The sequence below is a fragment of the Hephaestia mangrovi genome, from assembly GCF_019880555.1.
Classification (GTDB): Bacteria; Pseudomonadota; Alphaproteobacteria; order Sphingomonadales; family Sphingomonadaceae; genus Sphingomonas; species Sphingomonas mangrovi.
The window spans coordinates 25020-46786 of the sequence record NZ_JAINVU010000004.1 but is presented as its reverse complement, the minus strand read 5'-3'; the positions used below and the strand labels follow the sequence as shown (position 1 = coordinate 46786).

The 21767-nt window shown below is 65.5% G+C and carries 16 protein-coding genes; 4 read left to right on the top strand and 12 right to left on the bottom strand.

Annotation, left to right across the window (positions count from 1 at the left end; translation table 11 throughout):
* Positions 1 to 127: 127 nt before the first annotated feature.
* The 4 genes from K7G81_RS10580 to K7G81_RS10565 form a co-directional block, all read right to left on the bottom strand.
* Positions 128 to 3061, bottom strand: a complete 2934-nt coding sequence (locus K7G81_RS10580; protein ID WP_223030767.1) for a TonB-dependent receptor — start codon at positions 3059 to 3061, stop codon at positions 128 to 130.
* Between the two features lie 168 nt (positions 3062 to 3229).
* Positions 3230 to 3967 carry a DUF6445 family protein gene (locus K7G81_RS10575; RefSeq protein WP_369412085.1) on the bottom strand — a complete coding sequence of 246 codons (738 nt, stop codon included), beginning with the start codon at positions 3965 to 3967 and terminating at the stop codon, positions 3230 to 3232.
* The gene (locus K7G81_RS10570) at positions 3931 to 5286 is read right to left on the bottom strand and encodes an alpha-amylase family glycosyl hydrolase (protein ID WP_369412084.1); all 1356 of its coding nucleotides are present in this window, start codon (positions 5284 to 5286) and stop codon (positions 3931 to 3933) included. Before K7G81_RS10570 ends, K7G81_RS10575 begins: the two co-directional genes overlap by 37 nt.
* 91 nt (positions 5287 to 5377) lie before the next feature.
* Positions 5378 to 6979 carry a carboxyl transferase domain-containing protein gene (locus K7G81_RS10565; RefSeq protein ID WP_223030765.1) on the bottom strand — a complete coding sequence of 534 codons (1602 nt, stop codon included), beginning with the start codon at positions 6977 to 6979 and terminating at the stop codon, positions 5378 to 5380.
* Positions 6980 to 7094: 115 nt separating this feature from the next.
* Between K7G81_RS10565 and K7G81_RS10560 the strand changes: the two genes are divergently transcribed.
* Positions 7095 to 9179, top strand: coding sequence for a M13 family metallopeptidase (locus K7G81_RS10560; RefSeq protein WP_223030764.1), 2085 nt, complete (start codon positions 7095 to 7097; stop codon positions 9177 to 9179).
* 45 nt (positions 9180 to 9224) lie between these two features.
* Here the strand turns inward: K7G81_RS10560 and K7G81_RS10555 are convergent, their stop codons facing one another.
* Both K7G81_RS10555 and K7G81_RS10550 read right to left on the bottom strand, forming a co-directional pair.
* Positions 9225 to 11585 (bottom strand): HAD family hydrolase, encoded by a 2361-nt coding sequence (locus tag K7G81_RS10555; protein ID WP_223030763.1) that lies wholly within the window; start codon positions 11583 to 11585, stop codon positions 9225 to 9227.
* Positions 11586 to 11669: 84 nt separating this feature from the next.
* Positions 11670 to 12827: an isovaleryl-CoA dehydrogenase gene (locus K7G81_RS10550; RefSeq protein ID WP_305038454.1), complete on the bottom strand. Its 1158-nt coding sequence runs from the start codon at positions 12825 to 12827 to the stop codon at positions 11670 to 11672.
* Between the two features lie 136 nt (positions 12828 to 12963).
* Between K7G81_RS10550 and K7G81_RS10545 the strand changes: the two genes are divergently transcribed.
* Entirely contained in the window at positions 12964 to 14391 is a 1428-nt protein-coding gene (locus K7G81_RS10545) for an amino acid permease (RefSeq protein ID WP_369412083.1), read from the top strand.
* A gap of 4 nt (positions 14392 to 14395) precedes the next feature.
* Here K7G81_RS10545 and K7G81_RS10540 read toward each other — a convergent pair whose 3' ends face one another.
* Complete coding sequence (locus K7G81_RS10540) at positions 14396 to 15265, bottom strand: aldo/keto reductase family oxidoreductase (RefSeq protein ID WP_223030761.1); 870 nt, start codon at positions 15263 to 15265, stop codon at positions 14396 to 14398.
* A gap of 93 nt (positions 15266 to 15358) precedes the next feature.
* On the opposite strand from K7G81_RS10540, the gene K7G81_RS10535 reads away from it, so the two are divergent.
* Positions 15359 to 16261, top strand: coding sequence for a LysR family transcriptional regulator (locus K7G81_RS10535; RefSeq protein WP_223030760.1), 903 nt, complete (start codon positions 15359 to 15361; stop codon positions 16259 to 16261).
* Between the two features lie 156 nt (positions 16262 to 16417).
* Positions 16418 to 16696: a PspC domain-containing protein gene (locus K7G81_RS10530; protein ID WP_223030759.1), complete on the top strand. Its 279-nt coding sequence runs from the start codon at positions 16418 to 16420 to the stop codon at positions 16694 to 16696.
* Between the two features lie 5 nt (positions 16697 to 16701).
* Here K7G81_RS10530 and K7G81_RS10525 read toward each other — a convergent pair whose 3' ends face one another.
* Genes K7G81_RS10525 through hisC form a run of 5 tightly spaced genes read right to left on the bottom strand, consistent with a single transcriptional unit; the run spans position 16702 to position 21702 of the window.
* Positions 16702 to 17955 (bottom strand): adenosylmethionine--8-amino-7-oxononanoate transaminase, encoded by a 1254-nt coding sequence (locus tag K7G81_RS10525; protein ID WP_255586968.1) that lies wholly within the window; start codon positions 17953 to 17955, stop codon positions 16702 to 16704.
* Complete coding sequence (bioD, locus tag K7G81_RS17790; RefSeq protein WP_255586909.1) at positions 17952 to 18575, bottom strand: dethiobiotin synthase; 624 nt, start codon at positions 18573 to 18575, stop codon at positions 17952 to 17954. Before bioD ends, K7G81_RS10525 begins: the two co-directional genes overlap by 4 nt.
* The gene (locus K7G81_RS10520) at positions 18572 to 19693 is read right to left on the bottom strand and encodes an 8-amino-7-oxononanoate synthase (RefSeq protein WP_223030757.1); all 1122 of its coding nucleotides are present in this window, start codon (positions 19691 to 19693) and stop codon (positions 18572 to 18574) included. Before K7G81_RS10520 ends, bioD begins: the two co-directional genes overlap by 4 nt.
* Entirely contained in the window at positions 19694 to 20602 is a 909-nt protein-coding gene (locus K7G81_RS10515; protein WP_223030756.1) for a prephenate/arogenate dehydrogenase family protein, read from the bottom strand.
* On the bottom strand, positions 20602 to 21702 hold the full coding sequence (gene hisC / locus K7G81_RS10510) for a histidinol-phosphate transaminase (protein WP_223030755.1): 1101 nt from the start codon (positions 21700 to 21702) through the stop codon (positions 20602 to 20604). Before hisC ends, K7G81_RS10515 begins: the two co-directional genes overlap by 1 nt.
* Between the last annotated feature and the right edge of the window lie 65 nt (positions 21703 to 21767).

Genomic DNA, 21767 nt, shown 5'->3' with positions numbered 1-21767 from the left:
CCGGGCAGATCAGGGTATGGCGCTCGGTCGCCCTTCGACAAGCTCGGGGTGAACGGATGTTCGGGAAACAAAATGGCCGCCGTCGCGCGTGCGACGACGGCCAGCGAGGATCTGATCGGGAAGGAGATCAGAACTTGTAGGTCAGCCCGACATAATAGTCGCGGCCATAACGCTGGTAATCGATCACCTGGCGCGGATCATCGTTCTGATAGGTGATGAACGGACGATCGGTCAGGTTCTTGCCCTCGACGAGGATCGAAAGACCCTGAAGCGGACCGGACTGGAATTCGTAGCCGATCTGCGCGTCGAGAATGCCTTCCGGCCTGACCTGGCGATAGGTCGGCGCCGCCGACAGGCCGGCAACCTCGCCAAGGAAGGTCGAGCGATAACGATACGAGGCACGCAACTGGAAGCCGTGCTTTTCGTAATAGACCTCGGCCGAACCAACCCATTTCGACAGGCCGGGCAACGTGATGGGCGTCTGGTTGTTGCCATATTTGATAGAGCTGTCGCTATAGGTGCCGCTGGCGAAGATGCCGAAGCCGTCAAGCGCGTGGCTGATGTCCGAGAAGGGCAGCGACAGCGTCGCCTCGACGCCCATGAGCTCGCCGCGGCCGGTGTTGGCGGGCGCCGAAACCGGCCCGATCGTCGCGCCGTCCTTGATGACTTCCTGCTGCTGGGCGGGCGTCAGTGCGCCGAGCAGGGCGGAGAAATCATAAGCGTAGCTGTTGTTCGGATCGACGAAATCGGTGAGGTGCTTGAAATAGCCCGTCAGCGCGACATAGCCGCCGCCGGCGAAATATTTCTCGAACGACACGTCGACATTGGTCGATTGATACGGCCGTAGCTGGACGTTGCCGCCAGTCGAGCTGAACACCGGGTTGAGGATCGGATCCTTGCCGATGTTGCCCGGCGTCACGCTCACCGCCTGGGTGACGCGCTCCTGATCGAGGCGCGGGCGCACCATCGTCTGCGATGCACCCAGCTTGATATAGCCCGCCGGGATCAGCTCGAGCGACATCGTCGCGCTGGGCAGGAAGTTGGTATAGGTCGTCTCGTCATGGGCTGGCGCGACCGTGACCACGCCGTCGAGCAGGCTGGCGATCTCACCCGACGATTGCTGCTTGGTGTGGACGACCTGGACACCGATCGATCCCTTGAGCGCCTTGCCGCCGACCACGCCGTCGACATTGAGCTTGGCATAGCCGGTGATCACGTCTTCGGTGACGGTGTTGTCGCGCGCCAGCGAGTCCGGCCGGTTGTCATAAGCGGCGTGGAACACGTTCTTGTAGAGATACATCGGATTGAGCCCGAGCACGCCCGGCACGCCGAGATAATCGAGCGGAACATTCTGGCCGAGCAACGCATCGTCCGGCACCGGCATAGAGGTAGGCGTGCCGCCGCTGACGGTGCAATCGCCGGCGCCGCCCGGCGGGCACAGGAAGTATGAGGTATAGGCGCTGGTCTTTTCGCGGCGGCTGTAATTGGCACCGATCGCCCAGCTCTTCAGCACGCTGTTGTCGATATCGCCTTCGAGATCGGCGCGCAGCGCCTTGAGATCGTCCTTGAAGCGCGGCTTGTTGAGGAAGCCCGACTGGATGACCGCCTGGGTGCCGTTATAACCCCAGCCCTGCGGATCGGTGATCGAGAAGATGCCGGTATCGGTGTAATCGAGCGTCGGCACGATCGTGTAAGTGCCGTTCTTGTTCTGGCTGACATTGATCGTGTCGCCCGGGCCGCTCTTGTTATAGCCCGTGCCGGTATAGGTCTCGAGCAGGAAATCGGTGCGCTTGGCGTGCGACCAGCTGGCATCGACGATGAAACGCAGCTTGTCGTTCAGGCTGACGACGTTGTTCCACCCGATCGAGAGATTCTGCGCCCGGCGGCGGTTCATGTCGTTGCGCTGCACGGCATGGACGTTGCTGAACGTCTCCTGGGTGTCAAAGCCGTCGACGGTGGTGAAATTGCTGGTGTGAACCGCCGTGTCGTAGCCGTCGCTGGCCGGATCGTTGTTGACGCCGCCATAGCCGAGCGGGAACTCAATGCCCTTGAGGTGCTGGGTCTCCTCGAAATGCGAATAGAGCACGTCGAGAGTCGAGTGGAACCTGTCGCTCGGCTGCCATTCGAAGGTGCCGACCGCGCCATAGCGATCGAGCAGGTTCGACTGGACATAAGGCTTGGCGCCGCCGAGCTCGAGATTGCCGTTGGCGTCGGTCGAATAGCCCCACGCATTGTAGCGCTGATCCTGCGACGGGATGCGCGACGCCGAGAAGCCCAGCGCGACGCCGAACGTATCGTCGGCGAACTGATCGACATAGGTCGCCGACGCGCGATAGCCGTAGCGGCTGCCCTCTGGCGTCAGCTTGTCGATGCTGTTCATCTCGCCGCGCGCCGCGACCGAAAGGACGCGCTTGCCGGTATCGAGCGGACGCAGCATGCGCAGATCGACGGTGCCGGCGATGCCGGCCGCGATCAGCGACGCGTCCGCCGATTTGTACACATTGACGTTCTTGAAGAATTCGGCCGGATACTGGTCGTATTCGACACCGCGATTGTCCCCGACAGTGACTTGCTCGCGGCCGTTCAGCAGCGTGGTCGAGAAATCGGGGCCGAGGCCGCGGATCGACAGGCGCTGGTCACGCCCCTCGAGGCGCTGCGCGGTGACGCCGGGGAGACGCGCGAGCGAGTCGGCGATCGAGACATCGGGCAGCTTACCGATGTCTTCCGCCGAGACCGAATCAACGATCAGCGTCGAATTGCGTTTGATGCGGGCCGACGAATCGAGCGCCGCGCGGATGCCGGTGACGACGATATCGCTGCCGGCCGCCTGGGCCGCATCAGCCGTCTGCGCGGTCGTGTTGTCAGGCGCCGGCGTCGGTTGCGTGGAAACGGCGGTCGCGGCCTCGGCGGCCGGCTGCGCGGTATCGTTGGTCGGCAGCGTCGACTGGTCCTGCGCGAAGGCAGGCGCGCCGGCGATCAGCGCCGCGCCACCCAATGCAATCATGCTGGCGCGCAACGCGAGCCGCGTGCGCACGGAATAGGTGTGGTTGCGAGAAATCATCAATAGCCTCCCCTTTGCGCGACATGCGCCGGTCGTCGCGCTGAACGGCGCGATCGATTGCAGGCTCGATTATTCCCGCGGCGGGCCTAGTGTGAAGAAAGCGACATACGTATTCACATGACTGTCACGCTGCGGCGTGACCCCGCCGTTGCCGAATTGCAACAGCGCTCAGCGGCCTCGCGTTTCCGCCATCAGGAAGGTGTTGACGGTCAACCGCCCGGCTCGGGGATCGGCAACGAACGCCATGTCCTCGGGAATCGCGGCGCAATGCAGCGTGTTGCTGCGATAGAGGATCGCGCGATTGAACCGCCCCTCGTATCGCGCGATCCGGTCGAAGATCGGGGTATTGCCGTCGATATAGCCGGGCGGCGGCAAGCCGTGCGTGCCGATATCGGCATCGAGCGACCGGCGGTAAGCGGGCAGCCGCTCGGCCGTCACGGTTTCAAATCCGGTCGATCGGTGGCGGTAGAAGGCTGTGCCACTGCGTTCGTCGCGAGCAAGGAAATGGAGCAAGGCCAGCCGCTCGCGCTCGACGCCATCGAAATGCGGCAACCGCTGGATCGGCGCCAGCGCGGACGGGCGCGTGGTCACCAGCGAATAGAAGGCATCGATCACCTCGAACGCCGGGCAGCCGAACGCCTCGGCAACGACCGGTTCGAGCGCCACCATCAGGTCGTGCAGCATCGCCGGGGCGACCACCGCGCGAATGCCGGGATAATGCGGGCCGATCGGTTGAAACGACAGGAAGCCGGCATCGTCGATCAAGCGATCGGGCGCGGGGGCGAAATTGTCGATGACGACGACCGGCTCGCGCTCGGCGCCATGTTCGACGAGCGAAAGCGACCAGCCTGCAGAGGCGCTCGCCGCGCTCAGGGCCCACGTCCTGCCAGCACGCGATAGCTCCACGGCGCCAACGTCATCTGCGTCGCGGCGTCGATCGTCATCGCATTGCCATCGTCGAAATCGGTATAACGTCCGGCCACCGGGCCATCGCTGAAGGTGATCGTCTGCGGGGCATCCGACAGATTGAACAGCGCGAACACCTTGTCGCCGCCCTTCTCGCGCACGAACGACAGCACCTTGGCCGGTGCGCTGTTCACGACTGGAATCATCCGCGCGCCCCATGGCGCATTCCACAGCGCGCGATGCGCGGTGCGGAACGCGATCAGCCTGGTGAACAGCGCGTTGTTGGGATCGTCGCGCCACGCAATCGGATCACGCTCGAAGAAAGCGAGCCGCTTGCGGTTGCCCGCTTCCTCGCCGTTGTAGATCAGCGGGATGCCCTCGCCCACGAACGACAGCACGATCGCATCGATCCGCGCCTTGCCGAAACGCTCGTATTCGGTTCCTTCCCAGGCATTCTGATCGTGGTTTTCGGTATAGACCATGCGCATCGCCGCGTCGGGCCAGGCGCTCTGGTTTTCCGAATAATAGCCGAACAGTGCACTGACGTCGGCCTTGCCCGCGGCGATATCGGCCATCGCGTTGTTCCATTTCCACGCATAGCTGGCGTCGAACGCGGCCTTGTGGACATCGCGCTGGTCCCATTCGGCGAGCATGAAGACCGGCTTGATCGCGTCGAGCTCGGCGCGCGCATTTTCCCAGAAATCGAGCGGCACATAACCCGCCACGTCGCAGCGGAAGCCGTCGACATCAGCCTCCCGCACCCAGAATTTCATCGCCTCCGTCATATATCGGCGCAGGCCCGGCTTCGAATAATCGAGGTCGATGATGTCGGACCAGTCCCACCACGGCGTCGGCCGGTTGGCGCCCTTCCAATCATGCTCGTACCAGTCGGGATGCTGGCTGTGCAGCGGATTGTCCCACGCTGTGTGATTGCCGACCCAATCGAGGATGACGTGCATTCCCAGCTTATGGGCAGCGGCGACGAACGCCTTGAGATCGGCCATCGTCCCGAACTCGGGATTGACCGCCTCATAATCGCGCACCGAATAGGGGCTGCCGAGCGTACCCTTGCGATGGACCTCGCCGATCGGCTGCACCGGCATCAGCCAGATGATGCCGACACCGAGCGTCTTCAGCCGCGGCAATTGCCTGGCGGCGGCGTTGAACGTGCCCTCGTGCGTGAACTGCCGCGTATTGAGCTCGTAGAGCACGGCGGTTTTCGACCAGTCGGGATGCTTGATCTCGACATAGGGCCTGGGCGTGTAGCGATCTGCGATCGCCGCGCTCGCCGGGGCCGAACCAGCAACAGTCGCAGCCACTGCCGCGGCCGCGATCGCACGTTTCAGATATCCTCTCATGGCCGCCATCATGCCCAGCGAGCCCGCGCCGTCACGATGAATACGTATGGGCTCACATCCGGAACACGCCGAACCGCGGATTTTCGGGAATCGGCGCGTTGAGCGTCGCCGCGAAAGCAAGGCCGAGCACGTCGCGGGTCTGCGCCGGATCGATGATCCCGTCATCCCACAACCGCGCGGTGGCGTGCCAGGGATTGCCCTCGTCCTCATATTTCTGGCGGATCGGCGCCTTGAATGCCTCGGCCTGTTCGTCGCTCCAGCCATCGGCGTCGCGATGCACCGTCGCCAGCACGCTCGCCGCCTGCTCGCCACCCATCACCGAAATGCGGCTGTTGGGCCAGGTGAACAGGAAGCGCGGGCTATAGGCCCGGCCGCACATGCCGTAATTGCCGGCGCCGAAGCTGCCGCCGATCAGCAATGTGATCTTGGGCACGCTGGCGGTCGCCACCGCCGTCACCAGCTTGGCGCCGTGCTTGGCGATGCCTTCCGCCTCATATTTGCCGCCGACCATGAAGCCCGAGATGTTCTGCAGGAACAGCAGCGGGATGCGCCGCTGGCAAGCGAGCTCGATGAAATGCGCGCCCTTCACGGCACTTTCGCTGAACAGCACGCCATTGTTGGCGAGGATCGCCACCGGCATGCCCCATATATGCGCGAAGCCGCACACCAGCGAGGTGCCGTAGAGCGCCTTGAACTCGGCGAATTCGCTGCCGTCGACCAGCCGCGCGATCACTTCATGGACATCATAGGGCGCGCGGACGTCGTCGGGGATGATGCCGTAAAGCTCCTCGGCGTCGAACTTCGGCGGGCGCGGCTCCTTGAGCGCGATATCCGGCGTGCGGTTGGTGGGCAGTGTCGAGACGATGTCGCGCACGATCGTCAGCGCGTGCTCGTCATTCTCGGCGACGTGATCGACCACCCCGGACTTGCGCCCGTGGGTCTCCGCCCCGCCCAGTTCCTCGGCCGAGATCACTTCGCCCGTCGCCGCCTTCACCAGCGGCGGGCCGGCGAGAAAGATCGTGCCCTGGTTGCGCACGATCACGCTCTCGTCGCTCATCGCCGGCACATAGGCGCCGCCGGCGGTGCAACTGCCCATCACACAGGCGATCTGCGGGATGCCCAGCGCCGACATGTTGGCCTGGTTGAAGAAGATGCGGCCGAAATGATCGCGATCGGGAAAGACCTCGGCCTGATGCGGCAGGTTCGCGCCGCCCGAATCGACCAGATAGATGCACGGCAAAAGGTTGGCCTCGGCGATCTCCTGCGCGCGGAGGTGCTTCTTCACCGTCATCGGATAATAAGTGCCGCCCTTCACCGTGGCGTCGTTGCAGACGATCATCACCTGGCGCCCCGATACGCGCCCGATCCCGCAGATCAGCCCGGCGCCGGGCACGTCGCCCTCGTACATGTCGCAGGCGGCGAGCTGGCCGATCTCGAGGAACGGCGAGCCCGGATCGAGCAGCCGTTCGACGCGCTCGCGCGGCAGCAGCTTGCCGCGACTGGTATGGCGTTCGCGCGAGCGCTCGGAGCCGCCGAGCGCTGCCTTGGCGACATCATTGCGCAGGCGCTCGACCAGGGCGCGATTGTGCGCCACACTGGTCCGAAACGTCTCGCTATCAACCGACAATTTGGTGTCGAGCACGGGCGCGCTCATTCAGGACTCCTCTCTTGGTTGCATGTGTGACTAGGGTTTCGCGGAGCCACTGGCAATCGCCGCGCCGCAGGTGTAGCTCCGCGCTCATACACCGGATTTCGGAGAGACCCTGGCAATGAAGCGTATCGCGATCCTGACGGCGACCCTGCTCGCCACCACTGCCTGCACCGGCCATAGCGGCGGCAGCAACAGCACCGCCGCCGAGCAGTCGGCGGCCACCGGAACCGAGGTCGGCGTCGATCTCACCGGTCTCGACAAGTCAGTGAAGCCGGGCGACAATTTCGACGAATATGCCAATGGCGGCTGGCGCGCCAAGACCGAAATCCCCGCCGACCGCTCCTCGACCGGCGTCTTCCTCGAAGTGTTCAACAAGGCCGAAGCGAACAACAAGGCGATCATCGACGCCGCGCTCAAGGCCAATGCCGCGCCGGGCAGCGACCAACGCAAAATCGCCGATTACTACACCGCTTATATGGACACGCAGGGCATCGAGCGGCGCGGGCTCGCTCCGATCCAGCCCGATCTCGATGCGATCGCCGCGTTGAAGGACAAGACGCAGCTCGCATCGATGCTCGGCGCCAACATGCGCGCCGATGAAGACCCGATCAACGCCACCAACCTCGGCACCGAGAATCTGTTCGGCCTGTTCGTGACGCAGGCGCTGACCGACCCATCGAAGACCGTGCCGTACGTCCTGCAAGGCGGCCTCGGCCTGCCCGATCGCGATTATTACCTCTCGTCCTCGGCCGACATGGCGTCGATCCGCGATGCCTATAAGAAATATATCGCGCAGATCCTGACGCTCGCCGGGATCAGCGATGCGCAGGCCCGCGCCCAGCGCATCTTCGATCTCGAAACCAAGCTCGCGAAGGCGCATGCGACGCTGACCGATACCGAACAGATGTCAAAGGGTCACGATCCCTGGACCAAGGCCGATTTCGCGAAGAAGGCTCCGGGCATCGACTGGAACGCTTATTGGCAGGCCGCCGGCCTTCCCGACCAGCAGGATTTCATCGCCTGGCAACCGCAGGCGATCACCGGCGAGGCTGCTCTGGTCGCTTCCGAACCGCTGCAGACGTGGCAGGACTGGCTGACCTTCCATCGCATCAACCAGGTCGCCTCGGTGCTGCCCAAGACGTTCGACGACGCGCATTTCGCCTTTTACGGCACGACGCTGTCGGGCACGCCCGAGCAGCGCACGCGTGACAAGCGCGCGATCGCCGCGGTGCAGTCGGCGCTGGGCGACGCGGTCGGCCAGCTTTACGTGAAGCAATATTTCCCGGCCTCATCGAAGGCCGACATCCAGAATATGGTGAAGGGTATTCTGGCGGCGTTCGACAAACGCGTCGCGGCAATCGACTGGATGGCGCCCGCGACCAAGGCGGAAGCGCGCAAGAAGATTGAGACGCTGAAAGTCGGCATCGGCTATCCTGAAACCTGGCGCGACTATTCGGGCATGCAGGTGAGCGCCGATGATCCGGTCGCCAATTTCCGCAATGCTCAGCTCGCCGAATATCATCATCAGGTCGCCAAGATCGGCAAGCCGGTGAACCGCGGCGAATGGTGGATGACACCGCAGACTGTCAATGCCGTCAACCTGCCGTTGCAGAACGCGCTCAACTTCCCGGCCGCGATCCTGCAAGCGCCGTTCTATGATCCGCACGCAGATCCGGCCGCCAATTACGGCTCGATCGGCGCGGTGATCGGCCACGAGATCAGCCACAGCTTCGATAACAACGGCGCGATGTTCGATGCCGAGGGCCGCCTGCGCAACTGGTGGACGCCGGCCGATCTCAAGCATTTCGAAGCAGCGGGTGCGGCGCTGGCCAAGCAGTTCGATGCTTACGAGCCGCTACCGGGCATCCATATCAACGGCGAGCAGACGCTGGGCGAGAATATCGCCGATCTCGCTGGCCTCAATGCCGCGCTCGATGCCTATCACGCCTCGCTGGGCGGCAAGCCCGCACCGGTGATCGACGGGCTGACCGGCGACCAACGATTCTTCCTCGCCTTCGCCCAGAGCTGGCGAACGAAGACCCGCGACAAGGCGTTGAAGCAGCAGATCGCCACCGACGGCCATGCGCCGGGCAGCTATCGTGCGCTCACGGTGCGCAACCTCGATGACTGGTACAAGGCCTATAACGTCGAGCCGAACCAAAAACTTTACCTGACGCCCGACCAGCGCGTGCGCATCTGGTAAGCCCCGGCATGCAGCGTCAGGCCCGCGTGGCGTGACGCTGCATGATCAGGCGTTGACCGCTTCGGCGTGATCGGCGGGGATCGCCTGGCGCGCCGCCGAAACAGGCACGATCGACCGGAACACGACCCGCAATACCAGCGGCTCGGTGGCCGCGCTCGGCGGCGGCACGAACAGCAAGCTGCGATCGCCGCACCGCCACAAGCCGTCGGCAACCTGCTCCATTTCATCGAATACCGGCTCGGCGACGATCGGCGTCGGCACGATGCCCGATTTCGCGCCGAGCTCGCCAACCCGATAGAAAGCCACTTCCTCGAGCTGGACGATCTCGCCGAGCGCGCCTAGCTGAACCCCAGCATCGAACTTGGCAGCGCCGATCGGAATGGTGACGGCGTGGTAGCCGTCATGAGTGGGTACGGCATCGAAATCGCGCATCACCTGCTGGTCGCGATGCGCTAGGAACACCGGCACGTCGATCTTGCTTGCAGCAAAATCGCCGCTGCGGATATCGAGCTCGAAGCGGCAGGACAGCCAGTTGGTCAGCGTCAGCGGCAGACCATGCGGCCGGAGTTCGCCCGGCAGGAACATGCGATCGGCTTCGCGCAGATAGGACAGGCCGCGGCGGCGCAGGCCCACACTGGCACGATCGTGATCGACGATGCCAACGAGATCGTCGGTGCCGAGATTCACGTCGTGCTGGAACGGCGTGAAGACCTCGACTTCTTCGGGCTGCGGCAGGAACAGCAAGCGGCCGAGGATGGCGAGCGCCATGCGACGGCGGCCGTCCTCGTCGTCGGACGCCGGCGCGCGATGGAAAGCGTCTGCGGCGGTTCGGGCAAAAGCGATCGCTCCTTCCTGGATCGCCTCCCGCGCCGCCGCCTGGGCCCCGCTGATCCGGCACGGCTTGTGCTTCGACCGGCCGTTGTCGGCATAATCGATTACGGAACCGGTATTCGACGTCGCGACCTGTTCGACGATCGCGATCTGGCGGCTCAGCGCGGTCAGCATGCGGTGATCGTAATGGCGTGAATCGAACAGGCCCCGCTTCTTGTCGGAATCGGCATGATGGTCGGTCAACAGCATATATCGGCCAGTGACGGTAACGCCCAACTGGTCCTCGATGATCGCACCGGCCAGATCTTGCACCGTGCCGCGATAGCCGAGATCGACCAGCATTACCGCGTCGCCCTTCTCGATCCGGCCCTCGCGGCGGAGATGCGCGGCCAACCGCTTTGCGAAGGCGGCGCTGCGCGAGGCGATCCGCTTGACGACGTCAGGCGCCAGGGCAGCCTTGCGGAAAGCCGCACCGGTCGTCCCGATCTTCCGCGCCTCACCCACCGTCAGCCCGAGTTGCGCGGCGAGTACCTCGACCCGATTGGTCTCCTCTTCGTCCAGATAGTCGCGCACCGCGGCTTCGCCGGAAAAGGAGGCGCGCCGCGCGGTGAAGCGGCTGACCGAAACCGCGCTGCCGCTGCCGCCGATCGCCTCGTACATCGCCTTGGGCAAAAATCCGTCGCGCAGCAGGAACAGCGGCTTGACCGGCCGCCCGGTCGCGTCCGCCAGCGCGGCGACCTCTTGCTTCAGCCAGCGCGAGAATGCGTCGAGCAACGGCCCGAATACGTCATGCCCCAGATCCCAAGCCGGATCGCGGCCGGGCCGCAACGCGATCGCCGCGCGGTGCGGCTGCAAGACCGGCCGCGACACGCGTGTCGCGGGGTCGAAGATCGCCGCAGCGGCGGCTTCCAGCCGCAGGCGGCTGGACGACGCGACATCGAATTGCTCGATCTGCACCGCATGAATGCCAGCGGCGGTCGCGGCGATGCCGTCCGCGATCGGATTGTCGCCGACGTGCATGATGGTCTGCGGCGAGGCCTGCAAGGCATGGAGCACGGGCACGAACATCCCGCCGGCTTTCGCCCGGCCAAGCTCGGACGAGCAGAAGACGCGATCGATCATGTCGGCGAGTTTGTCGCCGCCAACTTCGGCGATCAGCGCGCGAAGCTGCGGTTCGGACAGATAGGTGTCGCTGACGATGATGACCTGCAGCCCGCGCGCCTTCGCGCGGCGGATCAGTTCGACGGTCGGCGCGAATGCATAGCAATGACGTGCCTCGAGCGCGAGTTCGGCAGCGACGCCTGCATCGCCTGCCGGAAGCAGACCGTGAATGTCCTCGATCGAGGCCTCGCCCGCTCCCCCGGCCCGCAGATTGTGGCGCCGCGCCTTCTTCTCCGCCTGCACGCGCGGCTCGATCCCGCCACCGGGATAGCCGAATTCGGCGAACACGTCCTGCGGCAGGTGCGTCGCACGCCAGATCAGCGTATCGAAGCAATCGAGCGACAGCGTGCGAATGCCGTCGGGCGCATCATCGAGCAGCGTCGCGATCTGGCACGGGCGAACGGTCTTGGTCATCGGCAAATGGCTCCCTTGCCCACCCTCTATCGGGCGGACATGGCTACCATTTCGTTAACCAAATCGCGCAAAGACGCCGATCGACTAAGCGCCGATCAATTCGCGTCCGATCAGGAAGCGGCGGATTTCGTTGGTCCCGGCGCCGATATCGTAGAGCTTGGCATCGCGCAGGAAGCGCTCGACCGGCCATTCCTTGGTATAACCCGCGCCGCCCAGCGCCTGGATCGCCTCGAGTGCGGTCTTCACCGCATTCTCGCTCGCCAGCAGGATCGCGCCCGCCGCGTCGAACCGCGTCGTCTTGCCCATGTCGCAGGCGCGCGCGACCGCGTAGACATAGGCGCGCGCGCTGTTGAGCGCGACATACATATCGGCGACCTTGGCCTGGATCAGTTGGAAGCTGCCGATCGGCTTGCCGAATTGCTTCCTCTCGCGAACATAGGGCAGCACCACGTCGAGACACGCCTGCATGATGCCGAGCGGCCCCGCCGACAGCACTGCGCGCTCGTAGTCCAGGCCGCTCATCAACACGCCGACGCCGCCGTTGACCGGGCCCATCACGTTCTCGGCCGGCACCTCGCAATCCTCGAACACCAGTTCGGCGGTGTCGGAGCCGCGCATGCCCATCTTGTCGAGCTTCTTCGAGACCGAAAAGCCGGCCATTCCCTTCTCGATCAGGAAAGCGGTGATGCCGCGCGGGCCGCCCTCGCCGTCGGTCTTGGCATAGACCACCAGGGTGTCCGCCTCGGGCGCGTTGGTGATCCAGAACTTGGTGCCGTTGAGCACGTAGCGATCGTTGCCCCGCGCCTCGGCCTTGAGCTTCATCGACACGACGTCCGAGCCGCTGCCCGCCTCGGACATGGCGAGGCTGCCGACATGCTCGCCCGAGATCAGCTTGGGCAGGTATTTCGCCTTCTGCGCGTCATTTCCCCAGCGCCGGATCTGGTTGACGCAGAGGTTCGAGTGCGCGCCGTAGCTCAACCCGATAGAGGCCGAAGCGCGGCTGACTTCCTCCATCGCCACGACATGCTCGAGATAACCGAGACCGAGCCCGCCCCAGTCTTCTTCGACCGTAATGCCGTGCAGGCCGAGCGCGCCCATTTCGGGCCACAGCGCGCGATCGAACCTGTTGTCCTCATCGATCGCCGCGGCTTTCGGCGCGATCTTGTCGGCGGCGAACCGGCGGGTCGTTTCCCGGATCATGTCGGCCGTCTCGCCCAGCGCGAAATCGAGCGCGGTATCCATCAAATCCCTCCTCAAGTCACTGTTCTTGAAGGCGAACCCCCACAAAGGTTGCGGAGTCGCATCATATCCTTACGCTATGGCCAACCGCTCGTGCCCCGGCAAGGGGTTCGGGCTTGACCTTTATCTGGGGGACCATGTGAGCGATCTGTTCCGCAAGAAGATCATCGCGGTTGGCGCCGACCAGCCCAGCGAGCACCGCCTCGCGCGTACGCTTTCTTGGCCGCATCTCGTCGCACTCGGCGTCGGCGCGATCGTGGGCACCGGCATCCTGACGCTGATCGGCGTCGGCGCCGATCGCGCCGGCCCCGCCGTCATCCTGTCGTTCGTCATTGCCGGCGTGATCTGCGCCTGTGCCGCGCTCGCTTATGCCGAAATGTCGACGATGATGCCGGCGTCAGGCAGTGCCTACACCTATTCTTATGCCGTATTGGGCGAGATCATCGCCTGGGTTATCGGTTGGAGCCTGATCCTAGAATATTCGCTGGTGGTGTCCACCGTCGCGGTCGGTTGGTCGGGCTATGCCTCGCCGCTGCTGGAGGGGATCGGGTTTCCGCATGCGCTGACGCAGGGGCCCGATCTCGGCGGCATCATCAACGCACCCGCGATCTTCATCATCGCCGTCGTCGCTGGCGTGCTCAGCGCCGGTACCAAGGAATCAGCGACGCTCAACGCGATCCTCGTCGTCATCAAGATGCTCGCGCTGGCGCTGTTCGTCGTCATCGCGCTGCCGCATTTCGATGCCGCCAACCTTCATCCCTTTATGCCCTACGGCTTCGCCAAATCGTCGCTCGCCGGCCCCGATGGCACCATCGTCGCGCGCGGGGTGATGGCGGCGGCCGCGATCATCTTCTTCGCCTTCTACGGCTTCGACGCGATCTCGACCGCGGCGGAGGAGACGAAGAATCCGGGCCGCGACCTCGCGATCGGCATCGTCGGATCGATGGTTGCCTGCGTCGCGATCTACATCCTGATCGGCATCACCGCAGTCGGCGCGCTGCATTTCACCCAATTCGCCAACAGCCCCGATCCGCTGGCGCTGATCCTGCGCGACATCCACCAGCCGATCGTCGCGACGATCCTGGCCGTCAGCGCTGTCGTGGCGTTGCCCACGGTGCTGCTCGGCTTCCTGTTCGGCCAGAGCCGCATTTTCTTCACCATGGCGCGTGACGGGCTGCTGCCCGAAAAGCTGGCCGTGGTGTCGAAGCGCGGCTCGCCGGTGCGGATCACGATCATCACCGCGATCCTGGTCGCGGTCATCGCCGGGCTCGCACCGATTGACGCGATCGCCGCACTCGCCAATGCCGGAACGCTGGCGGCGTTCACCGCGGTCTCCGTCTGCATGCTGGTCATGCGCCGTCGCGCGCCGGATGCGCCGCGCACGTTCCGCACCCCGCTGGCGCCGCTGGTCGGCACGGTGGCGATCGCCGGCTGCATCTATCTGTTCTTTAGCCTGCCGACCCGGACCGAGCTGTTCTTCCTCGGGTGGAACGCGCTCGGCCTGATCGTCTACTTCGTCTACGGCCGCCCCCGCGCCGGCCATGCGACCGAGGAAGCGGCGGCCTGATTCGTCAGGACGAGGCGATCGCGTCCAATCGCGCGACCGCCTCATCGGGCAGCGTCATCTCGGCAACCGCGAGATTCTCGCGCAGATGGCCGAGCGACGAGGTGCCGGGGATCAACAGGATGTTGGGCGAGCGCTGCAGCAGCCATGCCAGCGCCACCTGCATCGGCGTCGCATCCAGTTCCGCCGCGACCCGCGACAGCGTGTCCGACTGCAACGGGCTGAACCCGCCGAGCGGGAAGAACGGCACATAGGCGATGCCATCGGCGGCGAGCGCGTCGATCAGCGCGTCATCTTCGCGATGCGCGACATTGTATTGGTTCTGCACGCAGACGATCTCCGTGATCTTGCGCCCCTCCTCAATCTGCGCGGCAGTCACATTACTTAATCCGACGTGTCGGATCAGACCTTGCTGCTGCAATTTGGCCAGCGCGGTCAGCGGCGCTTCGATCGAGCCTTCGGCGGGACCGTGAATACCGAACATCGCGCGCAGGTTGACGATTTCGATCTGCTCAATACCGAGATTGCGCAGGTTATCATGCACCGCGGCTTCCAGCTCCTCGGGCGCAAAGGCCGGGTTCCACGAGGCATCGTCGCCGCGCTTGGCGCCGATCTTGGTGACGATGGTGAGATCATCGGCATAGGGATGCAGCGCCTCACGGATCAGGCGATTGGTTACGTGCGGCCCGTAGAAATCGCTGGTGTCGATGTGATCGACCCCGGCTTCGATCGCCGCCCGCAGCACGGCGATCGCGGCGTCGTGATCTTTGGGCGGGCCGAACACGCCGGGCCCGGCGAGTTGCATCGCGCCATAGCCAAGCCGCTTCACCTTGCGGTCGCCCATCGTGAAAGTGCCAGCGGCGGACAGATCGGTCATGTGCAATCTCCTTTTCGTCGCGCGCCATATGCGTCCGCAGCGATTGTTTGATAATGAGATGAAGGCCGCACGGGCTGTTCGGAAATCGGGACAATGGCAGAATTCGACGATCTCAAGGCCCTGGTCACGGTCGCCACCGCCGGTGGCTTCCGCGAGGCCGCACGCGCCACCAACGGCAGCGCATCGCAACTCAGCGAAGCCGTCCGCCGTCTCGAAGCACGCCTCGGCGTCCGCCTGCTCAATCGCACGACGCGTAGCGTCGCCGCCACCGAGGCGGGCCGGGAGTTGATCGGGCGCCTTGGCCCCGCGCTCGGCGAAATCGAAGCGGCGCTCGATATCGTCAACGGCTATCGCGATACGCCGCGCGGAACCCTCCGCCTCAATGTGCCTGTCGTTGCGGCGCGGCTCGTCCTGCCCAGCCTGATCCCCGATTTCCTCGCCACCTATCCGGACGTGCAACTCGAAGTGATCGCCGAAGAGAGCTTCGTCGATCTGCTCGCCGCCGGATGCGATGCCGGCATCCGCTACGACGAACGGCTGGAGCAGGACATGATCGCCGTGCCGATCGGCCCGCGGACGCAACGTTTCGCCACGGCTGCCTCGCCCGACTATCTCGCGCGCCGAGGCCATCCGCGACATCCACGCGAGCTTGCCGATCATGCGTGCATTCTGGGCCGCTTCGCGAGCGGGGCGGTGACGATCTGGGAATTCGAACGCCAGGGTGATGTGGTTCGGATCGAGCCGACTGGGCCGCTGACCGTGCGGGTAGGTGGCGCGACCGATCTCGCGGTGGCGGCCGCGGTTGCCGGCGTCGGCATCATCCAGTTGTTCGAGGAATGGCTGCAGCCGCATTTCGTCGAGGGAACGCTTGTGCCGGTGCTCGAGCCCTGGTGGCAGCAATTCTCCGGCCCGTTCCTCTATTACCCCGGTCGACGCCACTTGCCGGCGCCGCTTCGCGCTTTCGTCGATTTCGTCCGCGCCCGCGCCGAGCCCTAGCAAAACGCGCCAAGAGTTGGGGATCGGCGCGCTGCCCGCTTAATCGCTCTTTACGCAACAATCTATAAAACAACAGTTTTACTGGTTTGGCACGACGTTTGCGAAACAGCGGACATCTGTCATTCGCGCCGCCTCGGCGCAACCAGGAGACCCGATGTGACCGCTTCCGCCCCGACCAAGCTGTTCGATCGCCCCGACACGATGTTCGGCGTTTGCGAAGGCATCGGCCGCGAGTTCGGCATTCATCCGAACATCCTGCGGATCGCCTTCGCCGTCCCGATGATCTGGAATCCGGTCGCGGTGATCGGCACTTATGTCGGCCTCGGCGCGGCATTGTGGGTATCGCACAAGATCGCGCCGAACCGCCGCGCCGCGGGCACCGACCTCGCGACTGTCGAGCACGATGGCCGCGACGAGATGGCGCTGGCGGCCTGACGCTCCTAGCCTGGCAACGCGTCGGCGGCCGCGGCGATCGCGGTGTAGATCGCATCGAGATCGCCGTCGTCGATGCAATAAGGCGGCATCACGTACACCGTATTGCCAAGCGGGCGAAGCAGCAGGTCTCGCTCGCGGAAGAAGGCGAGCAAGGCCGGGCCGCGCGACGAGAGATAATCGCCCTCGCCTTCGCTCAATTCCATCGCGGTGACGGTGCCGATCGCGCGCGGATTGCGGACGTTGGGATGGCTGGCGAGCGCCGCTAGCCGATCCTGTTGGTGGCGAGCGAGGCCGGCTATCCGCTCCCGCACGGGTTCATCGCGCCAAATCTCGAGATTGGCCGCGGCGGCCGCGCAAGCGATCGGATTGGCGGTGTAGCTCGACGAATGGAAGAACATCCGCGCGCGATCGGTCGATAGGTGCGCGGCATAGATCGGCGCGGTCGCCATCGTCACGGCGAGTGGCACGGCGCCGCCGGTCAAGCCCTTCGACAGGCAGAGAATATCCGGCACGACATCGGCCTGCTCGCACGCCAGCAACGTGCCGGTGCGGCCCCAGCCGGTCATCACCTCGTCAGCGATGAACAGCACGCCATGGGCCGCACAAATCCGCCGCATCTCGGCCAGCACCCGCGGCGGGTAAATCAGCATCCCCCCGGCACCGAGCAGCAGCGGCTCGACGATGAACGCCGCGGCGCCCGCGCGACAGCCGGCTTCGAGCGCGTCGAGCGCGGCCTGTTCCGCGCCCCCGGCCGGGAAGGGAATCGTACCGACGTCGAACAACAACGGCGCATAGGCCTGGTTGAACACGCCGCGCGCGCCGATCGACATCGCCCCGATCGTATCGCCGTGGTAGCTGTGCTCCAGCACCAGGACACGATGGCGCGGCTCGCCGCGGTTGAGCCAATAGCCGAGCGCCATCTTGAGCGCGACTTCGACACTGGTCGACCCCGAGTCCGAAAAGAACACATGCTCGAGCGCGGGCGGCATGATCTCGACCAGCCCGCGCGCGACCGCCTCCGCCGGCTCATGCGTCCAGCCGGCGAAGATGATCTGGTCGAGCGCCGCGGCCTGCGCCGCGATCGCGGCCATGATCCGCGGATGGCAATGGCCATGCGTCGTCACCCACCAGGACGAGATCGCGTCGATGATCCGTCGCCCGTCGGCGGTGTGAAGCGCTGCCCCCTCGGCGCGTGTCACCAGCGGGATTGGCTCACCCAACCCGTGCTGGGTGAAGGGATGCCAGACGGGCGAACTCAGCGGAAATCCTCCAGGTCGAATGCCGCGGCAAAGGCGGTAGCAAGGCTGTCGCGATCGAGCACCGGCAGCATCGGCAAGCGGCCGAGCCGCTTGACGGCGCCGATCGCCGCGATCGTCGCCTCGCTGTCCTCCTGCGCTTCGCCGATGAAGGCGATCCCGCGGATCGGCACGCCGCGCGCGCGCAGCGCTTCGATCGAAAGCAGGCTGTGATTGATCGTGCCGAGCCCGGTCCGCGCAACGAGCACCACCGGCTTGCCCCAGCGCGCGAACAGATCGCCGAACAGCAAGTCGCGCGTTACCGGCACCAGCACGCCGCCCGCGCCCTCGACGACCAACGGACCATCGATCGCCGGCAGCGCGAGGCGGGCCGGATCGATCGTCACGCCGTCGATCTCGGCGGCGCGGTGGGGCGAACAGGGCGTGGTCAGCCGATAGGCTTCGTCGAGCAGCTTGCCGGCCGGTAACCCGGAGAGCCGCGCCACCCGCTCGCGGTCTGATCCGTCGTCGAGCCCGGCCTGCACCGGCTTCCAATAATGCGCCGCCAAGGCGCCGGCGAGCCCGGCGGCGAACACCGTCTTGCCGATATCGGTATCGGTGCCGGTGACGATCGTGATGGTCATGCCAGCGCCTCTGCCAAAGCCTCGGCGAGCGCGTCAACATCGGTGCTCGCCACGTTGAGCGTCAGCGACAAGCGAAGCCGCGCGGTGCCGGCGGGCACGGTAGGCGGACGAATCCCGCGCACGTCGAAACCACGCGCCTGGAGTCTTGCAGCCACCGCCATCGCCCGCGCGTCTTCGCCGAGCACCAGCGGCAGGATTTGCGAACCGGTCGGCACGACGCCACACGGTGCGAGCGCGCTTTCGGCGTGCGCGACGAGCGCTTGAAGACGATCGCGCCGCTCGGGTTCATCGACGAGAATGTCCAGCGCCTCGCGCACCACCGCGGCGATCAGCGGTGACGGCGCGGTCGAAAAGATGAAGGCGCGGCCGCGATTGACGAGGAAATCGCGCACAACCGCCGGGCAGGCGAGCAGCGCGCCCTCGACGCCCAGAGCCTTGCCGCAGGTGTGCAGCGTGATGCAAATGTCGCGCGGCACCCCGGCCGCAAGCCCGCGGCCATCGCGGCCGAACACGCCCGTCGCATGAGCTTCGTCGACCACCAGCATTGCGTCATGGCGTCGCGCAACGGCAGCGAGATCATCGATCGGCGCGCGATCGCCATCCATGCTGTAGAGGCTCTCGACCGCGAGCCACGGCGTGCCGGTGCCGCCATCGCGTCGCCATGCCGCGATCGCGTCATCGGCGGCCTGCGCATCATTATGCCCGAAGGCGCGATGGCCCGCTCGAGCGAGGCGCAGGCCTTCGTGAACGCTGGCGTGGCTCAGCGCATCGTAAACGATCAGGTCGCTGCGCTGCGGCACCGTCGCGAAGAAGCACGCGTTGGCGGCGAAGCCGGTCGAAAAGAACAAGGCGGCGTCGCTGCCGAAGAAGCGGGCCGCGTTGGCTTCCAGCGCCTCGTGCTCGGCGTGATTGCCGCGCAGCAGCCGCGAGCCTCCCGAACCGATCGCTATCCCGGCATCGAGCGCGCGCGCCGCGGCCGCCGCAAGCCGCGGCGAGCCGGCAAGCGCGAGATAGTCGTTCGAGGCGAAGTCCAAACCGGCACGCGGCGCGAGCGTTCGCCGCCGATCGCGCGCGGCAAGGCCGGCAAGATCGGCGTGGAGCGACTCCAGACGCGGCATTTATTGGTGGCTACGGCCGAAATCGGGCGCGGCGTCGTCCTGCCCCTGTTCGACGATGCCGCGGCGGATCGCGCGGGTGCGGGTGAACAATTCGAACAATTCGTCGCCCTTGCCCCAGCGGATCGCGCGCTGCAGCGCGGTCAGATCCTCGGAAAAGCGCTGCAGCATCTCGAGCACGGCCTCGCGGTTGGTCAGGAATACATCCCGCCACATCGTCGGATCGGAGGCGGCGATGCGCGTGAAGTCGCGAAATCCGCCGGCCGAATATTTGATCACCTCGCTCTGCGTCACCTCCTCGAGGTCGGAGGCGGTGCCGACGATCGTATAGGCGATCAGATGTGGCAGATGGCTGGTGATCGCCAGCACGCGATCGTGATGATCGGGCGCCATTGTCTCGACATCCGCGCCGAGCTTGAGCCAGAATTCGGCGACGCGCTCGACCGCCGCGGCGCTGGTCTGCGCGGTCGGCGTGAGGATGCACCAGCGGCCATGGAACAGCGTCGCGAAACCGGCCTCGGGGCCGCTTTGCTCGGTGCCGGCAACGGGATGCGCGGGTACGATCGTCGCATTCGGCAACGCGTCGGCGAGTGCGGCGGCGATGGCTTCCTTGCAGCTTCCGACATCGGAGACGATCGCGTCGGCGGGCAGATCGGCGGCGATCTCCGCCGCGGCCGCACCCATCGCACCGACCGGCACGCACAGGATGACGAGATCGGCGTCGATCACGCTGGCCCCGGCAGTATCGGTAATGTCGTCGCACAGATCGATGCGATCGGCGATCGCGCGGACGTCGGGATCGGCATCATAGCCGGTCAATCGCGCCGTCGGCATATGGACGCGCACCGCCCGCGCGATCGACGATCCGATCAGCCCGAGCCCGATGATCGTGATGCGGGAAAAAGGCAGCATCAGCCCGCCGATTCGGCCAGTTCGCGAAGCGCCGTGGCGACGCCCCTGGTCTCGTCCGCGGTGCCGATCGTAATGCGCAGGCCGTTCGCCAACCCCTGGCCCGGCAGCCAGCGGACGATATAGCCTTTCTCCATCAGCCCCTTGTAAGCGGCCTCCGCGGTGAGCCGTCCTTCGAACAGCACGAGTACGAAATTGGCTTGGCTCGGCACCGCGCGCAGCCCAGCATTGCCGAGCTTGCCCATCTCATCACTAAACCAGGCACGCCATTCGGCGTTGTGCGCGCGCGTGTGATCGACGAACGCGGTATCGCCGAGCGCCGCGATCGCCGCCGCCGTGCCGGCGATGGTGATCGAGAATGGTAGCCGGATGCGGTGCATCGCCTCGATGATCGCCGGCGACGCATAGCCCCAGCCGATCCGCTCCGCGGCCAGGCCGTACATCTTGGAGAAGGTGCGCGTCACCAGCACGTTGGGCGCGCTTTCGGCCAGCGCCATGCCGCCGTCCTCGGCATCGCCGTCTATGTATTCGGCATAGGCATGGTCGAGCACCAGCAGAACGTGTTCGGGCAGACCGGCATGGAGGCGCGCGATCTCGTCCTTGGTCGCATAGGTGCCGGTCGGGTTGTTGGGATTGGCAATGTAGACGATGCGCGTCTTGTCGGTGACGCTGGCGAGCACCGCGTCGACATCGGTCGCATACTCCTTGTCGGGCGCCACCACCGGCGTCGCGCCGACACGACGCGCCGCGATCTCGTACACCGCAAAGCCGTAGCGAACGAAGATCACCTCGTCGCCCGGCCCGGCAAAGGCGCCGGCGGCAAGGTGCAGCACCTCGTCCGAGCCGTTGCCGTAGATGATCCGCGCCGGATCGAGCCCGTGCCTGGCCGCCAGCGTCTCGCGAAGCTCGGTGGCGCTGGCGTCGGGATAGCGTTCGAGCCGCCCCGCGGCGGACGCGAATGCCTCGCGGGCCGCGGCCGAGGTGCCGAGCGGGTTCTCGTTCGACGACAGCTTGGCGACCTTGCGGCCGTCGTCGGTGGTCGAGCGGCCGGGGATGTAGGGCGCGATGCCCATGATCCAGGGCTTGGGTGTGGGACCGGTCATGGTCGCGCGCATAGCCCCACGCGCAGCCTCGTTGCAACAATCGCCGCCCTCCGCTAGCGCCGCGC